Raw genomic sequence first — 16,435 nt, 5'->3', positions numbered from 1 at the left:
GGAATCCCCATGGCCGTCAAGAAACGAGGTCTCGGACGTGGACTGGATGCACTGCTGAGTGGTCCGACTGTCAGCTCGCTGGAAGAACAAGCGGTGCAGGCTGATCAGCGTGAGCTGCAGCACCTGCCCCTGGACCTGATCCAGCGCGGCAAGTACCAGCCGCGCCGGGATATGGATCCTCAGGCGCTGGAAGAGCTGGCGCAGTCGATCAAGGCTCAGGGCGTGATGCAGCCGATTGTGGTTCGTCCGATCGGCAGCGGCCGATTTGAGATCATCGCCGGTGAGCGCCGTTGGCGCGCCAGTCAGCAGGCTGGGCAGGAAACCATCCCGGCAATGGTTCGCGATGTACCGGATGAAACCGCGATCGCCATGGCGCTGATTGAGAACATCCAGCGCGAAGACCTCAATCCGATCGAAGAAGCGGTGGCTTTGCAGCGTTTGCAGCAGGAATTCCAGCTGACGCAGCAACAAGTGGCCGAAGCCGTGGGCAAATCCCGCGTGACCGTGGCCAACCTGCTACGCTTGATCGCGTTGCCGGAAGTCATCAAAACCATGCTGTCCCACGGCGACCTGGAAATGGGTCATGCACGTGCTTTGCTCGGTTTACCGGAAAATCAACAGGTTGAAGGGGCGCGACACGTTGTCGCACGGGGGCTGACTGTACGCCAGACTGAAGCACTGGTTCGCCAGTGGTTGAGTGGTAAACAGGAACCTGCTGAACCGGTAAAGCCGGACCCGGATATTGCTCGACTCGAACAGCGTCTGGCTGAGCGCCTAGGCTCTGCGGTGCAGATCCGCCACGGTAAAAAGGGGAAGGGGCAGTTGGTGATCGGTTACAACTCCCTTGATGAGCTTCAAGGTGTGCTTGCACACATTCGTTGAAACATTTCCTCATGTAGCGTGCAGTCGGAAATCACTACCTGACAGTTGAATAGGGGCAGAACCGCCCCTATACTCTGCGCGCATTTTGTCGGCACAAATTATGCCAAGTTATTGAATTCTGGCAGCCGATCATTGGGGAGCAAAAACGATGGAGAGCCGCACGCCAAACCGCTTGCCGTTCCATCGCCTGGCAGTTTTTCCGGTCTTACTGGCTCAATTTGTCGTTTTGGTACTGGCCGCTTTGGCGCTCTGGTACTGGCATGGAGTCGTAGCCGGGTACTCAGGACTCTGCGGAGGCCTGATAGCCTTGCTGCCCAATGTTTATTTCGCTCACAGGGCATTTCGGTTTTCCGGCGCCCGAGCAGCTCAAGCCATCGTCCGGTCTTTTTATGCCGGCGAGGCGGGCAAACTAATTTTGACGGCAGTGCTCTTTGCATTGACGTTTGCAGGTGTGAAGCCATTGGCGCCGCTAGCTGTATTCGGCGTCTTCGTGTTGACCCAACTGGTCAGCTGGTTCGCGCCCCTGCTGATGAGAACAAGACTTTCGAGACCTTAGGGCGTTTGAGGCAACCATGGCAGAGACAACCGCTTCGGGCTATATCCAGCACCACTTGCAGAACCTGACCTTCGGTCAGCACCCAACTGGCGGGTGGGGTTTTGCCCACACCGCAGCAGAAGCCAAAGAAATGGGCTTCTGGGCTTTCCACGTCGATACTCTCGGCTGGTCGGTCGCGTTGGGTCTGATCTTCGTTCTTCTTTTCCGCATGGCGGCAAAGAAGGCGACTTCCGGTCAGCCTGGCGGCCTGCAGAACTTCGTCGAGGTTCTGATCGAGTTCGTCGACAGCAGCGTGAAAGATACCTTTCACGGCCGTAATCCATTGATCGCACCATTGGCGCTGACGATTTTTGTCTGGGTGTTCCTGATGAACGCCGTCGACCTGGTTCCGGTCGACTGGATTCCGAAAGTGGCCGCCATCATTACCGGCGACCCGCATCTGGTCTTCCGTGCTGTTCCGACCACTGACCCGAACGCGACTCTGGGTATGTCCCTGTCGGTGTTCGCGTTGATCATTTTCTACAGCATCAAGGTCAAGGGTATCGGCGGCTTCATCGGCGAACTGACCCTGCACCCTTTCGGCAGCAAGAACATCTTCGTTCAAGCCCTGTTGATCCCGGTGAACTTCCTGCTGGAGTTCGTGACGCTGGTCGCCAAGCCAATCTCCCTGGCACTGCGTCTGTTCGGCAACATGTACGCCGGCGAACTGGTCTTCATTCTGATTGCTGTGATGTTCGGCAGCGGTCTGCTCTGGCTTAGCGGCCTGGGCATAGTTCTGCAGTGGGCGTGGGCTGTGTTCCACATCCTGATCATTACCCTGCAGGCGTTTATCTTCATGATGCTGACCATCGTTTACCTGTCGATGGCGCACGAAGAGAACCATTAAGACCAGTCTCGACTAGTCTGATGTCCCACTCGGTCAAACGAGTGGGTGCCCGAACAGGGCTATGAAACGATTTGTTTTACCGCTTTAAAATCTAAAAAACCTAAACCATACGACGTAAAAGTCGGGAGGAAAGATGGAAACTGTAGTTGGTCTAACCGCTATCGCTGTTGCACTGTTGATCGGCCTGGGCGCACTGGGTACCGCAATTGGTTTCGGCCTGTTGGGTGGCAAGTTCCTGGAAGGCGCAGCGCGTCAGCCAGAGATGGTTCCAATGCTGCAAGTTAAAATGTTCATCGTTGCCGGTCTGCTCGACGCCGTAACCATGATCGGTGTTGGTATCGCTCTGTTCTTCACCTTCGCGAACCCATTCGTTGGTCAACTCGCTGGCTAATTACTCGAACCTTCGAGTAATTGGTGTGATGTGCAACGAACGAGCGAGGTGTTGGCGTGAACATTAATGCAACCCTGATTGGCCAGTCCGTTGCGTTCTTCATTTTTGTACTGTTTTGCATGAAGTTCGTGTGGCCTCCGGTCATCGCGGCTTTGCACGAACGTCAGAAGAAGATCGCGGATGGACTGGATGCTGCCAGCCGAGCAGCTCGCGACCTGGAGTTGGCCCAAGAGAAAGCGGGTCATCAACTGCGCGAAGCAAAAGCTCAGGCAGCTGAAATCATTGAGCAGGCCAAGAAACGCGGTAACCAGATCGTTGAAGAGGCTGTTGAAAAAGCCCGTATCGACGCTGACCGTGTGAAGGTTCAGGCTCAGGCCGAGATCGAGCAGGAACTGAACAGTGTCAAAGACGCGCTGCGTGCCCAATTGGGTGCTCTGGCCGTTGGCGGCGCCGAGAAGATCCTGGGTGCCACAATCGATCAAAACGCGCACGCGGAGCTGGTAAACAAACTGGCTGCTGAAATTTAAGCGAGGGCGATCATGGCAGAATTGACCACGTTGGCCCGACCTTACGCTAAGGCAGCCTTCGAGCACGCCCAGGCCCACCAGCAACTGGCCTCTTGGTCAGCCATGCTCGGCCTGGCTGCAGCAGTGTCGCAAGACGACACCATGCAGCGCGTGCTCAAGGCCCCGCGACTGACGAGCGCAAACAAGGCCACCACGTTTATTGACGTGTGTGGCGACAAGTTCGATGCCAAGGCACAGAATTTCATTCACGTCGTTGCCGAAAACGACCGTCTCCCGCTTTTGCCGGAGATCGCCGCTCTGTTTGACCTGTACAAGGCCGAACAAGAGAAATCGGTAGACGTGGACGTAACCAGTGCTTTTGCATTGAACCAAGAACAGCAAGACAAACTCGCCAAGGTTCTCAGTGCACGGCTCGGCCGGGAAGTGCGACTGCACGCTGCGGAGGATGCCACCCTTATTGGTGGTGTCATCATTCGCGCCGGCGACCTGGTAATCGATGGCTCGATTCGCGGCAAACTCGCGAACCTTGCCGAAGCATTGAAATCTTGAGTTTGAAGGGGCAGCAGAGCAATGCAGCAACTCAATCCTTCCGAAATAAGTGAAATTATCAAGGGCCGCATCGACAAGCTCGATGTGACCTCCCAAGCCCGTAACGAAGGCACTGTCGTCAGCGTATCTGACGGTATCGTGCGGATTCACGGTCTGGCCGACGTAATGTACGGCGAGATGATCGAGTTTCCGGGCGGCGTCTTCGGTATGGCTCTCAACCTGGAGCAAGACTCTGTAGGTGCCGTTGTATTGGGCTCTTACCAGTCTCTGGCTGAAGGCATGAGCGCCAAGTGCACTGGCCGCATCCTCGAAGTTCCGGTTGGTAAGGAACTGCTGGGTCGCGTAGTCGACGCACTGGGTAACCCAGTTGACGGCAAAGGTCCGCTGAACAACACCGAGACCGATGCGGTCGAGAAAGTTGCTCCGGGCGTGATCTGGCGTAAGTCGGTAGACCAGCCTGTACAGACTGGCTACAAGGCTGTCGATGCCATGATCCCTGTCGGCCGTGGCCAGCGTGAGCTGATCATCGGTGACCGTCAGATCGGTAAAACCGCTCTGGCGATCGACGCGATCATCAACCAGAAAAACAGCGGCATTTTCTGCGTCTACGTAGCGATCGGTCAGAAACAATCGACCATCGCTAACGTGGTTCGCAAACTGGAAGAAAACGGCGCACTGGCTAACACCATCGTCGTCGCTGCGAGCGCTTCGGAATCTGCAGCACTGCAGTTCCTGGCACCGTACTCCGGTTGCACCATGGGTGAATTCTTCCGCGACCGCGGCGAAGACGCGCTGATCGTTTATGACGATCTGTCCAAGCAAGCAGTGGCTTACCGCCAGATTTCCCTGCTGCTGCGCCGTCCACCAGGCCGTGAAGCTTACCCAGGCGACGTGTTCTATCTCCACTCCCGTCTGCTGGAGCGCGCATCCCGCGTTTCGGAAGAGTACGTAGAGAAGTTCACCAACGGCGCAGTGACCGGCAAAACCGGTTCCCTGACCGCACTGCCGATCATCGAAACCCAGGCTGGCGACGTTTCCGCGTTCGTTCCGACCAACGTGATTTCCATCACCGACGGTCAGATCTTCCTGGAATCGGCCATGTTCAACTCCGGGATCCGTCCTGCTGTGAACGCCGGTGTTTCGGTATCCCGTGTGGGTGGTGCCGCTCAGACCAAGATCATCAAGAAGCTCTCCGGTGGTATCCGTACCGCTCTGGCTCAGTACCGTGAACTGGCGGCATTCGCCCAGTTCGCTTCTGACCTGGACGAAGCGACCCGTAAGCAACTTGAGCATGGTCAGCGCGTTACCGAGCTGATGAAGCAGAAGCAATACGCACCAATGTCGATCGCTGACATGGCGCTGTCGCTGTATGCCGCTGAGCGTGGGTTCCTGACTGACGTTGAAATCGCCAAGATCGGCAGCTTCGAACAAGCGCTGATTGCTTTCTTCAACCGCGATCACGCCGAATTGATGGCGAAGATCAACGTGAAGGGTGACTTCAATGACGAAATCGACGCTGGCATGAAAGCCGGTATCGAGAAGTTCAAGGCCACCCAAACCTGGTAAGCCGCAGCGGGAGCCGCAAGGCTCCCGCTTGCTAACCTGATAGGTGTTACATGGCAGGCGCAAAAGAGATTCGCAGTAAGATTGCGAGCATCAAAAGCACGCAAAAGATTACCAGCGCCATGGAAAAAGTGGCGGTCAGCAAAATGCGCAAGGCACAAATGCGTATGTCTGCTAGCCGTCCTTACGCGGAGCGCATCCGCCAGGTTATTGGTCATTTGGCCAATGCTAACCCGGAATATCGCCACCCCTTCATGATCGAGCGTGAAATCAAGCGCGTCGGTTATGTTGTAGTGAGCAGTGACCGTGGTCTGTGTGGTGGCTTGAACACCAACCTGTTCAAGGCCCTGGTCAAGGACATGGCGGTAAACCGTGAAAACGGCGTCGAGATCGATCTGTGTGTTGTTGGTAGCAAGGGTGCGGCTTTCTTCCGCAACTTCGGCGGTAACGTCGTTGCAGCTATCAGCCACCTGGGTGAAGAGCCGTCGATCAATGATCTGATTGGCAGCGTCAAGGTGATGCTGGATGCCTACCTGGACGGCCGTATTGATCGCCTGTCCGTGGTGTCCAACAAGTTCATCAACACCATGACGCAACAGCCTACTGTGGAGCAGTTGATTCCACTGGAGGCAACCCCGGATCAATCGCTCAAGCACCACTGGGACTATCTCTACGAACCGGATGCCAAAGAGCTGCTTGACGGCTTGATGGTCCGCTACGTTGAGTCGCAGGTCTACCAGGCGGTGGTCGAGAACAACGCGGCTGAACAAGCTGCGCGGATGATCGCGATGAAGAACGCTACCGACAACGCCGGTGATTTGATCAGCGATTTGCAGCTGGTCTACAACAAGGCGCGTCAGGCTGCGATCACCCAAGAGATCTCGGAAATCGTCGGCGGCGCTGCCGCGGTTTAACGGTTCAAATATTCAGAGGATCCAGCTATGAGTAGCGGACGTATCGTTCAAATCATCGGCGCCGTTATCGACGTGGAATTTCCACGCGACAGCGTACCGAGCATCTATAACGCGCTGTTGGTACAAAGCGCGGCAGGGACCACTCTGGAAGTTCAGCAACAGCTGGGCGACGGCGTGGTTCGTACCATTGCGATGGGTTCCACCGAAGGCTTGAAGCGCGGTCTGGAAGTCAAGGACTCCGGCGCAGCCATCTCCGTACCGGTCGGTAAAGCGACCCTGGGCCGGATCATGGACGTACTGGGTAACCCGATCGACGAAGCTGGCCCGATTGACACCGAAGAGCGCTGGGGCATTCACCGTCCTGCGCCAACCTTCGCTGAACAAGCTGGCGGCAACGACCTGCTGGAAACCGGCATCAAGGTTATCGACCTGGTTTGCCCGTTCGCCAAGGGTGGTAAAGTCGGTCTGTTCGGTGGTGCCGGTGTAGGCAAAACCGTAAACATGATGGAACTGATCCGTAACATCGCCATCGAGCACAGCGGTTATTCCGTGTTCGCCGGTGTGGGTGAGCGTACTCGTGAGGGTAACGACTTCTACCACGAGATGAAGGATTCCAACGTTCTGGACAAAGTGGCACTGGTTTACGGTCAGATGAACGAGCCGCCGGGTAACCGTCTGCGCGTAGCACTGACCGGCCTGACCATGGCCGAGAAGTTCCGTGACGAAGGTAACGACGTTCTGCTGTTCGTCGACAACATCTATCGTTACACCCTGGCCGGTACTGAAGTATCCGCACTGCTGGGCCGTATGCCTTCCGCAGTAGGTTACCAGCCGACCCTGGCCGAAGAGATGGGTACTCTGCAAGAGCGTATCACTTCGACCAAAAACGGTTCGATCACTTCGATCCAAGCGGTATACGTACCTGCGGATGACTTGACTGACCCGTCGCCAGCGACCACTTTCGCCCACTTGGACGCCACCGTCGTTCTGTCCCGTGACATCGCTTCCCTGGGTATCTACCCAGCGGTCGATCCACTCGACTCGACTTCGCGCCAGCTGGACCCGAACGTAATCGGCCAGGACCACTACGACACCGCTCGCGGCGTACAGTATGTTCTGCAACGTTACAAAGAACTGAAGGACATCATTGCGATCCTGGGTATGGACGAGCTGTCGGAAGCCGACAAGCAGTTGGTAAACCGTGCTCGTAAGATCCAGCGTTTCTTGTCGCAGCCGTTCTTCGTGGCTGAAGTCTTCACCGGTGCTTCGGGTAAATACGTTTCCCTGAAAGACACCATTGCTGGCTTCAAAGGCATCCTCAACGGTGACTACGACCACCTGCCAGAACAAGCGTTCTACATGGTCGGCGGCATCGAAGAAGCGATCGAGAAAGCCAAGAAACTGTAATCCCGGCGCCCGGCAACGGGCGCTAATTTAGGTTGAGGCAATCAGATGGCTATGACAGTCCATTGCGATATCGTCAGCGCGGAAGGGGAAATCTTCTCCGGCCTGGTCGAGATGGTGGTTGCGCACGGTGCACTGGGTGATCTTGGTATCGCCCTGGGTCACGCGCCGCTGATCACTAATCTCAAGCCGGGCCCGATCCGCCTGATCAAGCAGGGCGGGGAAGAGGAGGTGTATTACATCTCTGGCGGTTTCCTCGAGGTTCAGCCGAACATGGTCAAGGTACTTGCCGACACTGTGCAACGTGCTGCCGACCTGGACGAAGCCTCCGCTCAGGAAGCCGTTAAGGCTGCCGAGAAGGCCTTGCATGACCGTGGTGCAGAATTCGATTACGGTTCTGCTGCCGCACGTCTGGCCGAGGCCGCAGCTCAGCTGCGCACCGTCCAGCAGATCCGCAAGAAGTTCGGCCACTAATAGGCCGCCGCTTGTTGTGCGATTGATTAAAAAGGGTAGCCTCGGCTACCCTTTTTTCTTTTTATATATTCAAAACCTGGTCGCAGCCGCTGACCACCCAGGATTGGTAGCCAGTCATGTCTTTAGAAATCGTTATCCTCGCTGCTGGTCAAGGCACTCGCATGCGTTCGGCACTGCCGAAAGTTCTGCATCCGATTGCCGGTAACTCAATGCTCGGCCATGTTATCCACAGCGCCCGGCAACTTGATCCACAGCGCATCCACGTAGTGATAGGCCATGGTGCCGATGCGGTGCGCGAGCGTCTGGCGGCTGATGATCTGAATTTCGTCCTGCAGGACAAACAGCTTGGAACTGGCCACGCCGTTGCTCAAGCGGTGCCTTTTATTGAGTCCGACACCGTCCTGATTCTTTATGGTGACGTGCCATTGATCGAAGTCGAGACCCTGCAGCGTCTGCTCAAGCAAGTAGCGCCGCAGCAACTGGGTTTGTTGACAGTAGAACTGGACGACCCGACCGGCTATGGCCGCATCGTCCGAAACGCCGACGGCAAGGTAACAGCCATCGTCGAGCAGAAAGACGCCAACGAAGCCGAACGAGCGATCACTGAAGGCAACACCGGTATTCTGGCGCTGCCGTTCGCGCAATTGGCTGGCTGGATGAGCCGTCTATCGAACAACAACGCCCAGGGCGAGTATTACCTGACTGACGTGATCGCGATGGCGGTCAGCGACGGTCTGGTGGTGGCCACCGAGCAACCGCATGACGCCATGGAAGTGCAGGGTGCTAACGACCGCAAGCAGCTTTCCGAGCTTGAGCGTCACTATCAGCTGCGCGCCGGTCGTCGTTTGATGGCTCAAGGCGTGACCCTGCGTGATCCGGCTCGTTTCGATGTGCGCGGTGAAATCACCGTCGGCCGCGACGTGCTGATCGACATCAACGTGATCCTCGAAGGCAAGGTCGTTATCGAGGACGACGTGGTGATTGGCCCGAACTGCGTGATCAAGGACAGCACTCTGCGTAAAGGCGTGGTGATCAAGGCCAACAGCCACATCGAAGGCGCGATTCTCGGCGAAGGTAGCGATGCCGGCCCGTTCGCACGTTTACGTCCGGGCACAGTGCTCGAAGCACGCGCCCATGTGGGTAACTTTGTTGAGTTGAAAAACGCTCATCTTGGCGAGGGCGCCAAGGCCGGTCATTTGACCTACCTGGGTGATGCCGAGATCGGCGCGCGTACCAACATCGGCGCGGGCACCATTACCTGCAACTACGATGGCGCCAATAAGTGGAAAACAGTGCTGGGTGAAGATGTGTTCATCGGTTCCAACAACTCGTTGGTTGCGCCTGTGGATATCTCTTCCGGTGCAACTACTGCTGCTGGTTCGACCATTACGCAGAATGTGGATAACGCGCAGTTGGCCGTGGGCCGTGCGCGGCAGAAGAATATCGATGGCTGGAAGCGGCCTGAGAAAATCAAGAAGAGCTGAGTTATCCACAGCTCTTGAAGAGCAAAAGATCGCAGCCTGCGGCAGCTCCTACAGGGTGAAAAGAAAACCCATTTGTGAGCTGCCGCAGGCTGCGATCTTTTTTCAGTTATCCACAGGTCGTTTTATCGCCCCACGCTTGACGAAGTTTCGCCAATAGGTTTTGATTGCTTCCGTTATCTTTCGAATCGAAACTTACCAAGCCATGTCGAAGCGCAATACACCTCAACGCCGTCACAACATCCTCGCCCTGCTCAATGAGCAGGGCGAAGTCAGTGTGGATGAGCTGGCCAAGCGCTTCGAAACGTCAGAAGTTACGGTCCGCAAGGATCTCGCTGCGCTTGAGACCAATGGTTTGCTGCTACGCCGTTATGGCGGAGCGATTACCCTGCCTCAAGAGCTGGTGGCCGACCTTGGTCAGCCGGTGTCCAAATACAAACAGGCTATTGCTCGCGCCGCCGTTGCGCGGATTCGCGAGCATGCGCGGATCATCATCGACAGCGGCAGCACTACGGCGGCGATGATTCCGGAAATCGGCCAGCAGCCGGGCCTGGTCGTGATGACCAACTCCCTGCATGTCGCCAATGCCTTGAGCGAACTTGAGCATGAGCCGGTACTGTTGATGACCGGCGGCACCTGGGACCCGCATTCAGAGTCCTTTCAGGGGCAGGTGGCCGAGCAGGTCCTGCGCTCTTACGATTTCGACCAGTTGTTCATCGGTGCCGATGGCATCGACCTGGTTCGCGGTACCACCACCTTCAACGAACTGCTGGGGCTGAGCCGAGTCATGGCTGAAGTCGCCCGGGAAGTGGTTGTCATGGTGGAGGCCGACAAGATCGGCCGCAAGATTCCCAACCTGGAGCTGCCCTGGAGCAGCGTCCATACCCTTATTACCGATGATCGCCTGCCGCTTGAGGCACGGGATCAGATTCAGGCCCGCGGAATCAACTTGATCCTCGCGGCTGTCAGTCAGGAGAAATAGCATGTGTGGAATTGTCGGCGCAATCGCAGAACGTAATATCACCGCCATCCTGCTCGAAGGCCTCAAACGCCTGGAATACCGTGGCTATGACAGTGCCGGTGTAGCGGTCTACACCAATGACCAAAAGCTTGAGCGTCTGCGACGTCCGGGCAAGGTCAGTGAATTGGAACTGGCGCTGGCCGAAGAACCGCTGGTCGGCCGCCTGGGTATCGCCCACACCCGCTGGGCCACTCACGGTGCGCCGTGCGAGCGCAACGCTCACCCGCATTTCTCCGGTGATTTGGCGGTGGTGCACAACGGCATCATCGAGAACCACGAAGCCCTGCGCGAGCAACTGAAAACTTTAGGTTACGTGTTCACCTCGGACACCGACACCGAAGTCATTGCTCACCTGTTGAACCACAAACTCAAGGATCTGCCTGATCTGACTGTGGCCCTGAAGGCTACTGTCAAAGAGCTGCACGGTGCTTACGGTCTGGCGGTGATCAGCGCTCAACAACCGGATCGTTTGATTGCGGCCCGCAGCGGCAGCCCGCTGGTCATCGGTCTGGGTATGGGTGAAAACTTCCTGGCTTCCGATCAGCTGGCCCTGCGCCAGGTCACTGACCGTTTCATGTACCTCGAAGAAGGCGATATCGCCGAAATTCGCTGCGATAGCGTGCAGATTTGGGACCTGAGCGGTCAAGTGGTCGAACGTGAGTCGGTGCAATATCGCGATGGCGCTGAAGCCGCTGACAAGGGCAAATTCCGCCACTTCATGCTCAAGGAAATTCACGAGCAACCCGCTGTGGTGCAGCGCACCCTGGAAGGGCGCATTAGCCAGAATCAAGTGCTGGTGCAAGCGTTCGGTCCACAGGCTGCCGAGCTGTTCGCCAAAGTGCGTAACGTACAGATCGTCGCGTGCGGCACCAGTTACCACGCCGGCATGGTTGCCCGTTACTGGCTCGAAGAACTGGCCGGTGTCCCGTGCCAGGTCGAAGTCGCCAGCGAATTCCGCTACCGCAAGGTGGTGGTGCAGGCCGACACGCTATTCGTGACCATCTCCCAGTCCGGCGAAACCGCCGACACCCTGGCTGCCCTGCGCAACGCCAAAGAGCTGGGTTACCTCGCCAGCCTGGCGATTTGCAACGTCGGCATCAGCTCATTGGTGCGTGAGTCCGATCTGACTCTGCTGACCCAGGCCGGTCGCGAAATCGGCGTGGCCTCGACCAAAGCCTTCACCACTCAATTGGTAGGCCTGTTGTTGCTGACCTTGTCCCTAGGCCAGGTTCACGGCACGTTGGCCAAAGGCGTCGAAGCCACATTGGTTGAAGAGCTGCGTCGCTTGCCAACTCGCCTCGGCGAAGCCCTGGCCATGGACGGCACCGTCGAAAAAATCGCTGAGCTGTTCGCCGAGAAAAACCACACCCTGTTCCTCGGTCGTGGCGCGCAATTTCCGGTGGCGATGGAAGGGGCTCTCAAGCTCAAGGAAATCTCCTACATCCACGCCGAAGCCTATCCGGCTGGCGAGCTGAAACACGGTCCATTGGCGCTTGTGGATAACGACATGCCGGTGGTCACCGTGGCACCGAACAACGAGCTGCTGGAGAAGTTGAAATCCAACCTCCAGGAAGTCCGCGCCCGTGGCGGCGAGCTGATCGTCTTCGCAGACGAACAAGCTGGCATGACCAATGGCGAAGGCACTCATGTTGTGCAAATGCCGCACATTCACGACATCCTGTCGCCGATCCTCTACACCATTCCGCTGCAGTTGCTCTCGTATTACGTTGCCGTGTTGAAGGGCACTGACGTTGACCAGCCGCGAAATCTGGCGAAGTCGGTGACGGTGGAATAAGTTATCCACAGCTGATGGAAACTGGTGGTTTCAGACAATAGATTTTTACAAAATGCCAAAAGCCCCTGATTTCAGGGGCTTTTTCTTTTTTATGCCCTCCACAGATGTCCGATTATGGATAGTGGTCTTGCTGAAGGTTTAATCTGGTACTGGTGATCAGACTTATTCACAGGACTGATAATTTCCTGTGACTTTTTGTGCACATTCCATTTTCGAGTATATGTGGAGGCCGCAGAAGGCATGGGAGGTTGGCTTGCGTGGTCGTAGCTTTAAGACGCAGTCCGATATCGATCGGCATATCGAAAAAGGCTTTGGACAAGGAAGTCAGGGGCTTTATTTGCCATGGCTACGCGTGCAAGACGTTCCGTCATGGCCGTTTGCGCAAGGTGCATGGAGTAAAGGTTGATCGGCTCCATCACCTGCTGTCTGATCTTGAATACGGGTATTTGCTCGTAGCCGAGTTTCCCCAGATGTGTTGGACATACGTGAGCAATTTCCCATCCTTCCGCAATCTGCGGTTCAGTCGATTGCCCATGCTTTGAATATTCGCTATCCCGTTTATCCAGGCACCAAACAGCCGTGAACGAGCCACCCTAAAAGACAGGACACCGTTTCCACTTACGATGCTCATAGCGCGCATTTCCCTGAGATGATGGTAGCGATGACCTTGACTGCGCTATGGCTTCCGTCAGGTATGAGGATATCTATTCAGTAATCTCTCTACGAGTCGCAACGTTCTAACCAACCGTCATGAATCCACTGTTTCAGCCATGTAACAGCTTGAAGTGGTGCGTTCTCACCAAAGATGACTGCTAGTTCGGAACACAGTTCAGCAAAACTCCAGCCGAGCTGAAACATACCTTTTAGAGCAGTTGCCTCGGCAGATTCGAGACTGCGGTAGTGACAAACCAGTTCGCTGCGCCAGATGACGACTACCTGGTGTGCTTCCAATGCTGTGCTCCCGGGAAACGCGGTTTCATCCTTCACTGCCCGCCACAGTGCGACGCTGTTGAAAGTACATTCCAACCACTGCACGGTGGTGCCGGGACAGACTCGCAGCATCGGCCAGTCCTGCGGTGGCAAAGCGGCCATGTCTTGCATCGTCAGCGGTCGGGATTCAGGTGCGTCGAACGCCAGGGTGAAAGCCCATTCAAACGCGGCTAATTCGGCGAGTGCAGCACTTTGTTCAGGCACCAGATGCTGGCGGAGGAACATTTCAAAACCTTTGCCCAGCCACCTCAAACTGAAATGCGCTGAGGGTGACTGGCGAATGTAAGCCACGGCGAGCTGTGCGAATTCATCGTCGCCCAACCAATGCCAGATTACCGGATAGTCGCCACGCAACACTTCCTGAAGCCGCGCCTGATAGGCGTTGTGATAGATCGCCAAGCCTGTATTTACGTCAAGTGTCGGACTGCCGATCAAGCTTGCTCCCAGCTTGGGATCGGCTATTGCCCGCTCCCCTGACAGATAGTCTTCAAAGGCCAGTTGCCAATCGTTCAGGCGCATTTCAGTCTCCGGCCCAGCACGCTTTCGCCTAGCTCCCGGGCCTTTTGCAATTCGGTCAGCAGCTCTGCAAAAGGCGGGAGGTGGTCATCGCGTTCCAGAAGCGTGGCGACCGGGCCGAGGTGTTCAAGGGTTTTTTGATAGAGTGCCCAGACCGGATCACTCACGGGCTGATCATGGGTGTCGATCACGTAATGGCCGTAATCGCTGTGCCCTGCCAGGTGCAGTTGGCGAATCTTGTTCGCCGGCAAGCCTTGGATGAACGTCCACGGATCGAAGCCGTGATTGCGCGAGCTGACATAGACATTGTTGACGTCCAGCAACAGCTCGCAACCGCTCTCCCGACTGAGGGCTTCAAGAAATTCCCACTCGCTGAAGTCGTCGCCGGCGCTGCGCACATAACTGGAGACATTCTCCAGCACCAGCGGTCGCTGCAAAACGTCCTGAACCTGACGCACTCGGCCAGCCACGTAATAAAGGCTTTCTTCGGTGTAAGGCAACGGTAGCAGATCATGAAGCTGATGGGCGTTGCCGCGGCTCCAGCACAGGTGATCGGAGATCCACGCGGGTCTCACTCGTTCAGCCAATAATTTGAGTTGGTTCAGATAGTCTGGATCGAGGGCATGAGGCCCGCCGACGGACAAGGACACGCCATGCATCACCACCGGATAACGCTCGGCAATGGCGCCGAGGTAATACAAGGCTTTCCCGCCCTGAACCATAAAATTTTCGGAGGTGACTTCGAACCAGTCAACGGGGGGCGACTGCTCGAGAATCTGTTGGTAGTAAGCACTGCGCAAGCCCAGGCCGTAGCCCAGACAAGGAAGGGATGCAGACATTTTGCGGACTCCTCGCAAAGTGGCCGCAGTGGCGCAAACCACTGCGGCGGCATGCAGTGGTCGATTACTCGCCGACCTTGCCACCTGCTTTCATGCATTCGGTCTGCGTCATTGCCTTGAAGCCGTGACCTTTGCAAACACCCTGGCCCTTGCAGGCGTTTTCAGCAGTCTTGCAATCGTTCATGCCTTTGCAAGAAGTCACGCCGTAGCAGTGAACCTGAGCAGCGTCAGCGGCTTGGGCTTGAGTGGCTACACCGGCAAACAGGGTCGCAGCAGCGAAGGCGAGAGCAGCACCGGCGGTAGCGTTTTTGAAGTTCATTTTTATATCCTCGGTAATCGTCAGGGGTGTCGGCTGGACGGTTTGTCAGTCCCGACACAGCACTAGAGAGCACTACCCCTGACGGTGTTACAGAGGTTTAAAAAAAAGTCCCGCTTTACTGGCGCTTTGTTCGTCAGCCTTTGAGACAAATCCCAAAGACTTGCTTATCGCAATGAGTGAACGTTGAGCCGCCTCAAGGATGAGGTGTTCCGTGTTTTTTGTATGGGGATCGGTCTTGTTTTCGCTCCAGGTAATATGAGCGGCATTACTTTTACCCCGCCACTGCGGGTTTTTTTGTTTGAACTCAATTCGGTACTTCGCAAGCCATGTCGGTCTGTCTGAGTCAGTGGCGTCTGAGGGCTCAGATGAGAAGTTCCAAGGAAAGCAGTAGGATCAAAATTTGCCTAAAGTCTGTTTTTACAGTTCCTTGCGACGTTCGGCAGCTAGGCGTTCGGCAAGTGTATCGACGTCTGGCACTGCATCCTCCGGCAGGTCACGCAGTGTTGCTTGCATCAGACGCATCTGTCGATTGAATCGTCGGCAATTGGGACAAAACATCAAATGATGACGCATCATCAATGTCTCCCGAAAGCTTAGCTGCCCATCGAGATAGTCACTTGACTGCGCTACTTGTTCTTTACAAGTCAGCATTCACCGGTTTCCTCAAAATGTTCCAGGGTCGCAAAGACTTTCAACCGTGCCCTGTGCAGCAGTACACGAACGTTAGAGAGCGAAACGTCTAGAAGAATACAGATATCTTCCAGCTCCAACCCTTGACGCTCTCGCAGTAGCAACACGCCGCTTTGCAAGTCCGGCAAGCACTGCAACGTGTGCTCCAGGCATAGACGCAACTCGTTTTCGGTCAGCAGGGCTTCGGGCGTGTCTTGATGCCAGGCGAATGGCGCCAGCAGCCAGTGACCATCGTCAGGCGAAAAACGATCATCGCCGATAGTGCCATGAGGCGACGGCAAATCATCGAGTAACACTTCCCGTCGGTTCTGCTTGTAGCGGCTCTTGGCCGAGTTGGCAGTGATGGTCAGCAGCCAGGTTTTAAGGCTCGAACGGCCCTGGAAACCTGCCAGATTACGCACCACTGACAGCCAGGCATCCTGCACCACATCATCGCAACTTCTCGCGCCCACGATAGCGTAGGCCACTGCCCTCATGGCGCTTTGATAAGTAGCGACGAGTTCCCCGTAAGCCTGACTTTCGCCCGTTAGTAAGCGCTTGACCAGTTTCGCGTCGTCATTCATAGGTATGGCGCTCCATCGGAGCGGCATCAATCATCTTCAAAATATTGGGCAAAGAAATACCATCAGAGGGATGGA

Annotated in this window: 18 protein-coding genes; 13 read left to right on the top strand and 5 right to left on the bottom strand. The window is 56.1% G+C overall.

Annotated elements, in window-relative coordinates:
- The first annotated feature begins 9 nt into the window (after positions 1 to 9).
- The 13 genes from EAH74_RS03165 (at position 10) to glmS (ending at position 12,443) form a co-directional block, all read left to right on the top strand.
- A complete protein-coding gene (locus tag EAH74_RS03165) occupies positions 10 to 882 on the top strand; it encodes a ParB/RepB/Spo0J family partition protein (RefSeq protein WP_008027541.1) in 873 nt (290 codons plus the stop codon).
- Positions 883 to 1,030: 148 nt separating this feature from the next.
- A complete protein-coding gene (locus tag EAH74_RS03160; RefSeq protein ID WP_007948092.1) occupies positions 1,031 to 1,438 on the top strand; it encodes a F0F1 ATP synthase subunit I in 408 nt (135 codons plus the stop codon).
- Positions 1,439 to 1,454: 16 nt separating this feature from the next.
- Entirely contained in the window at positions 1,455 to 2,324 is an 870-nt protein-coding gene (gene atpB / locus EAH74_RS03155) for a F0F1 ATP synthase subunit A (RefSeq protein WP_123367462.1), read from the top strand.
- A 133-nt stretch (positions 2,325 to 2,457) separates the two neighbouring features.
- The gene (gene atpE / locus EAH74_RS03150; RefSeq protein ID WP_002555987.1) at positions 2,458 to 2,715 is read left to right on the top strand and encodes a F0F1 ATP synthase subunit C; all 258 of its coding nucleotides are present in this window, start codon (positions 2,458 to 2,460) and stop codon (positions 2,713 to 2,715) included.
- 56 nt (positions 2,716 to 2,771) lie between these two features.
- Positions 2,772 to 3,242 carry a F0F1 ATP synthase subunit B gene (locus tag EAH74_RS03145; protein ID WP_008155711.1) on the top strand — a complete coding sequence of 157 codons (471 nt, stop codon included), beginning with the start codon at positions 2,772 to 2,774 and terminating at the stop codon, positions 3,240 to 3,242.
- 12 nt (positions 3,243 to 3,254) lie between these two features.
- On the top strand, positions 3,255 to 3,791 hold the full coding sequence (locus EAH74_RS03140; RefSeq protein WP_033059683.1) for a F0F1 ATP synthase subunit delta: 537 nt from the start codon (positions 3,255 to 3,257) through the stop codon (positions 3,789 to 3,791).
- Positions 3,792 to 3,812: 21 nt separating this feature from the next.
- Positions 3,813 to 5,357: a F0F1 ATP synthase subunit alpha gene (gene atpA / locus EAH74_RS03135; protein ID WP_033059681.1), complete on the top strand. Its 1,545-nt coding sequence runs from the start codon at positions 3,813 to 3,815 to the stop codon at positions 5,355 to 5,357.
- 50 nt (positions 5,358 to 5,407) lie between these two features.
- On the top strand, positions 5,408 to 6,268 hold the full coding sequence (gene atpG / locus EAH74_RS03130; RefSeq protein WP_123367463.1) for a F0F1 ATP synthase subunit gamma: 861 nt from the start codon (positions 5,408 to 5,410) through the stop codon (positions 6,266 to 6,268).
- A gap of 27 nt (positions 6,269 to 6,295) precedes the next feature.
- Complete coding sequence (gene atpD, locus EAH74_RS03125; RefSeq protein ID WP_033059678.1) at positions 6,296 to 7,675, top strand: F0F1 ATP synthase subunit beta; 1,380 nt, start codon at positions 6,296 to 6,298, stop codon at positions 7,673 to 7,675.
- 45 nt (positions 7,676 to 7,720) lie between these two features.
- Positions 7,721 to 8,146, top strand: coding sequence for a F0F1 ATP synthase subunit epsilon (locus EAH74_RS03120; protein ID WP_008155716.1), 426 nt, complete (start codon positions 7,721 to 7,723; stop codon positions 8,144 to 8,146).
- Positions 8,147 to 8,262: 116 nt separating this feature from the next.
- A complete protein-coding gene (gene glmU / locus EAH74_RS03115) occupies positions 8,263 to 9,630 on the top strand; it encodes a bifunctional UDP-N-acetylglucosamine diphosphorylase/glucosamine-1-phosphate N-acetyltransferase GlmU (RefSeq protein WP_056738515.1) in 1,368 nt (455 codons plus the stop codon).
- Between the two features lie 202 nt (positions 9,631 to 9,832).
- Positions 9,833 to 10,609 (top strand): DeoR family transcriptional regulator, encoded by a 777-nt coding sequence (locus EAH74_RS03110; RefSeq protein WP_140675837.1) that lies wholly within the window; start codon positions 9,833 to 9,835, stop codon positions 10,607 to 10,609.
- A gap of 1 nt (position 10,610) precedes the next feature.
- Entirely contained in the window at positions 10,611 to 12,443 is a 1,833-nt protein-coding gene (glmS, locus tag EAH74_RS03105) for a glutamine--fructose-6-phosphate transaminase (isomerizing) (RefSeq protein ID WP_140675834.1), read from the top strand.
- A 720-nt stretch (positions 12,444 to 13,163) separates the two neighbouring features.
- Here glmS and EAH74_RS03095 read toward each other — a convergent pair.
- The 5 genes from EAH74_RS03095 to EAH74_RS03075 all read right to left on the bottom strand — a co-directional run bounded on the left by EAH74_RS03095 (position 13,164) and on the right by EAH74_RS03075 (position 16,360).
- A complete protein-coding gene (locus tag EAH74_RS03095; RefSeq protein WP_140675831.1) occupies positions 13,164 to 13,952 on the bottom strand; it encodes a DNA-binding domain-containing protein in 789 nt (262 codons plus the stop codon).
- A complete protein-coding gene (bufB, locus tag EAH74_RS03090) occupies positions 13,943 to 14,788 on the bottom strand; it encodes an MNIO family bufferin maturase (protein ID WP_140675828.1) in 846 nt (281 codons plus the stop codon). Before bufB ends, EAH74_RS03095 begins: the two co-directional genes overlap by 10 nt.
- A gap of 64 nt (positions 14,789 to 14,852) precedes the next feature.
- Positions 14,853 to 15,107, bottom strand: a complete 255-nt coding sequence (gene bufA2, locus EAH74_RS03085; protein WP_140675825.1) for a BufA2 family periplasmic bufferin-type metallophore — start codon at positions 15,105 to 15,107, stop codon at positions 14,853 to 14,855.
- Between the two features lie 417 nt (positions 15,108 to 15,524).
- Complete coding sequence (locus EAH74_RS03080; RefSeq protein WP_140675821.1) at positions 15,525 to 15,758, bottom strand: anti-sigma factor family protein; 234 nt, start codon at positions 15,756 to 15,758, stop codon at positions 15,525 to 15,527.
- Entirely contained in the window at positions 15,752 to 16,360 is a 609-nt protein-coding gene (locus EAH74_RS03075; RefSeq protein ID WP_140675818.1) for an RNA polymerase sigma factor, read from the bottom strand. Before EAH74_RS03075 ends, EAH74_RS03080 begins: the two co-directional genes overlap by 7 nt.
- Positions 16,361 to 16,435: the final 75 nt, after the last annotated feature.

The organism is Pseudomonas mandelii, from assembly GCF_006438925.1.
GTDB classification, from domain to species: Bacteria; Pseudomonadota; Gammaproteobacteria; order Pseudomonadales; family Pseudomonadaceae; genus Aquipseudomonas; species Aquipseudomonas mandelii_C.
The sequence above is the reverse complement of the archived record's forward strand: the minus strand, read 5'-3'. Positions and strand labels throughout refer to the sequence as shown.

Coding starts and splice junctions, on each gene's coding strand:
- glmU (WP_056738515.1), top strand. CDS start 8,263: ATGTCTTTAGAAATCGTTATCCTCGCTGCTGGTCAAGGCACTCGCATG.
- EAH74_RS03075 (WP_140675818.1), bottom strand. CDS start 16,360: ATGAATGACGACGCGAAACTGGTCAAGCGCTTACTAACGGGCGAAAGT.
- EAH74_RS03140 (WP_033059683.1), top strand. CDS start 3,255: ATGGCAGAATTGACCACGTTGGCCCGACCTTACGCTAAGGCAGCCTTC.
- bufB (WP_140675828.1), bottom strand. CDS start 14,788: ATGTCTGCATCCCTTCCTTGTCTGGGCTACGGCCTGGGCTTGCGCAGT.
- atpD (WP_033059678.1), top strand. CDS start 6,296: ATGAGTAGCGGACGTATCGTTCAAATCATCGGCGCCGTTATCGACGTG.
- EAH74_RS03165 (WP_008027541.1), top strand. CDS start 10: ATGGCCGTCAAGAAACGAGGTCTCGGACGTGGACTGGATGCACTGCTG.
- EAH74_RS03120 (WP_008155716.1), top strand. CDS start 7,721: ATGGCTATGACAGTCCATTGCGATATCGTCAGCGCGGAAGGGGAAATC.
- atpA (WP_033059681.1), top strand. CDS start 3,813: ATGCAGCAACTCAATCCTTCCGAAATAAGTGAAATTATCAAGGGCCGC.
- EAH74_RS03110 (WP_140675837.1), top strand. CDS start 9,833: ATGTCGAAGCGCAATACACCTCAACGCCGTCACAACATCCTCGCCCTG.
- EAH74_RS03080 (WP_140675821.1), bottom strand. CDS start 15,758: ATGCTGACTTGTAAAGAACAAGTAGCGCAGTCAAGTGACTATCTCGAT.
- bufA2 (WP_140675825.1), bottom strand. CDS start 15,107: ATGAACTTCAAAAACGCTACCGCCGGTGCTGCTCTCGCCTTCGCTGCT.
- atpE (WP_002555987.1), top strand. CDS start 2,458: ATGGAAACTGTAGTTGGTCTAACCGCTATCGCTGTTGCACTGTTGATC.
- glmS (WP_140675834.1), top strand. CDS start 10,611: ATGTGTGGAATTGTCGGCGCAATCGCAGAACGTAATATCACCGCCATC.
- atpB (WP_123367462.1), top strand. CDS start 1,455: ATGGCAGAGACAACCGCTTCGGGCTATATCCAGCACCACTTGCAGAAC.
- atpG (WP_123367463.1), top strand. CDS start 5,408: ATGGCAGGCGCAAAAGAGATTCGCAGTAAGATTGCGAGCATCAAAAGC.
- EAH74_RS03095 (WP_140675831.1), bottom strand. CDS start 13,952: ATGCGCCTGAACGATTGGCAACTGGCCTTTGAAGACTATCTGTCAGGG.
- EAH74_RS03160 (WP_007948092.1), top strand. CDS start 1,031: ATGGAGAGCCGCACGCCAAACCGCTTGCCGTTCCATCGCCTGGCAGTT.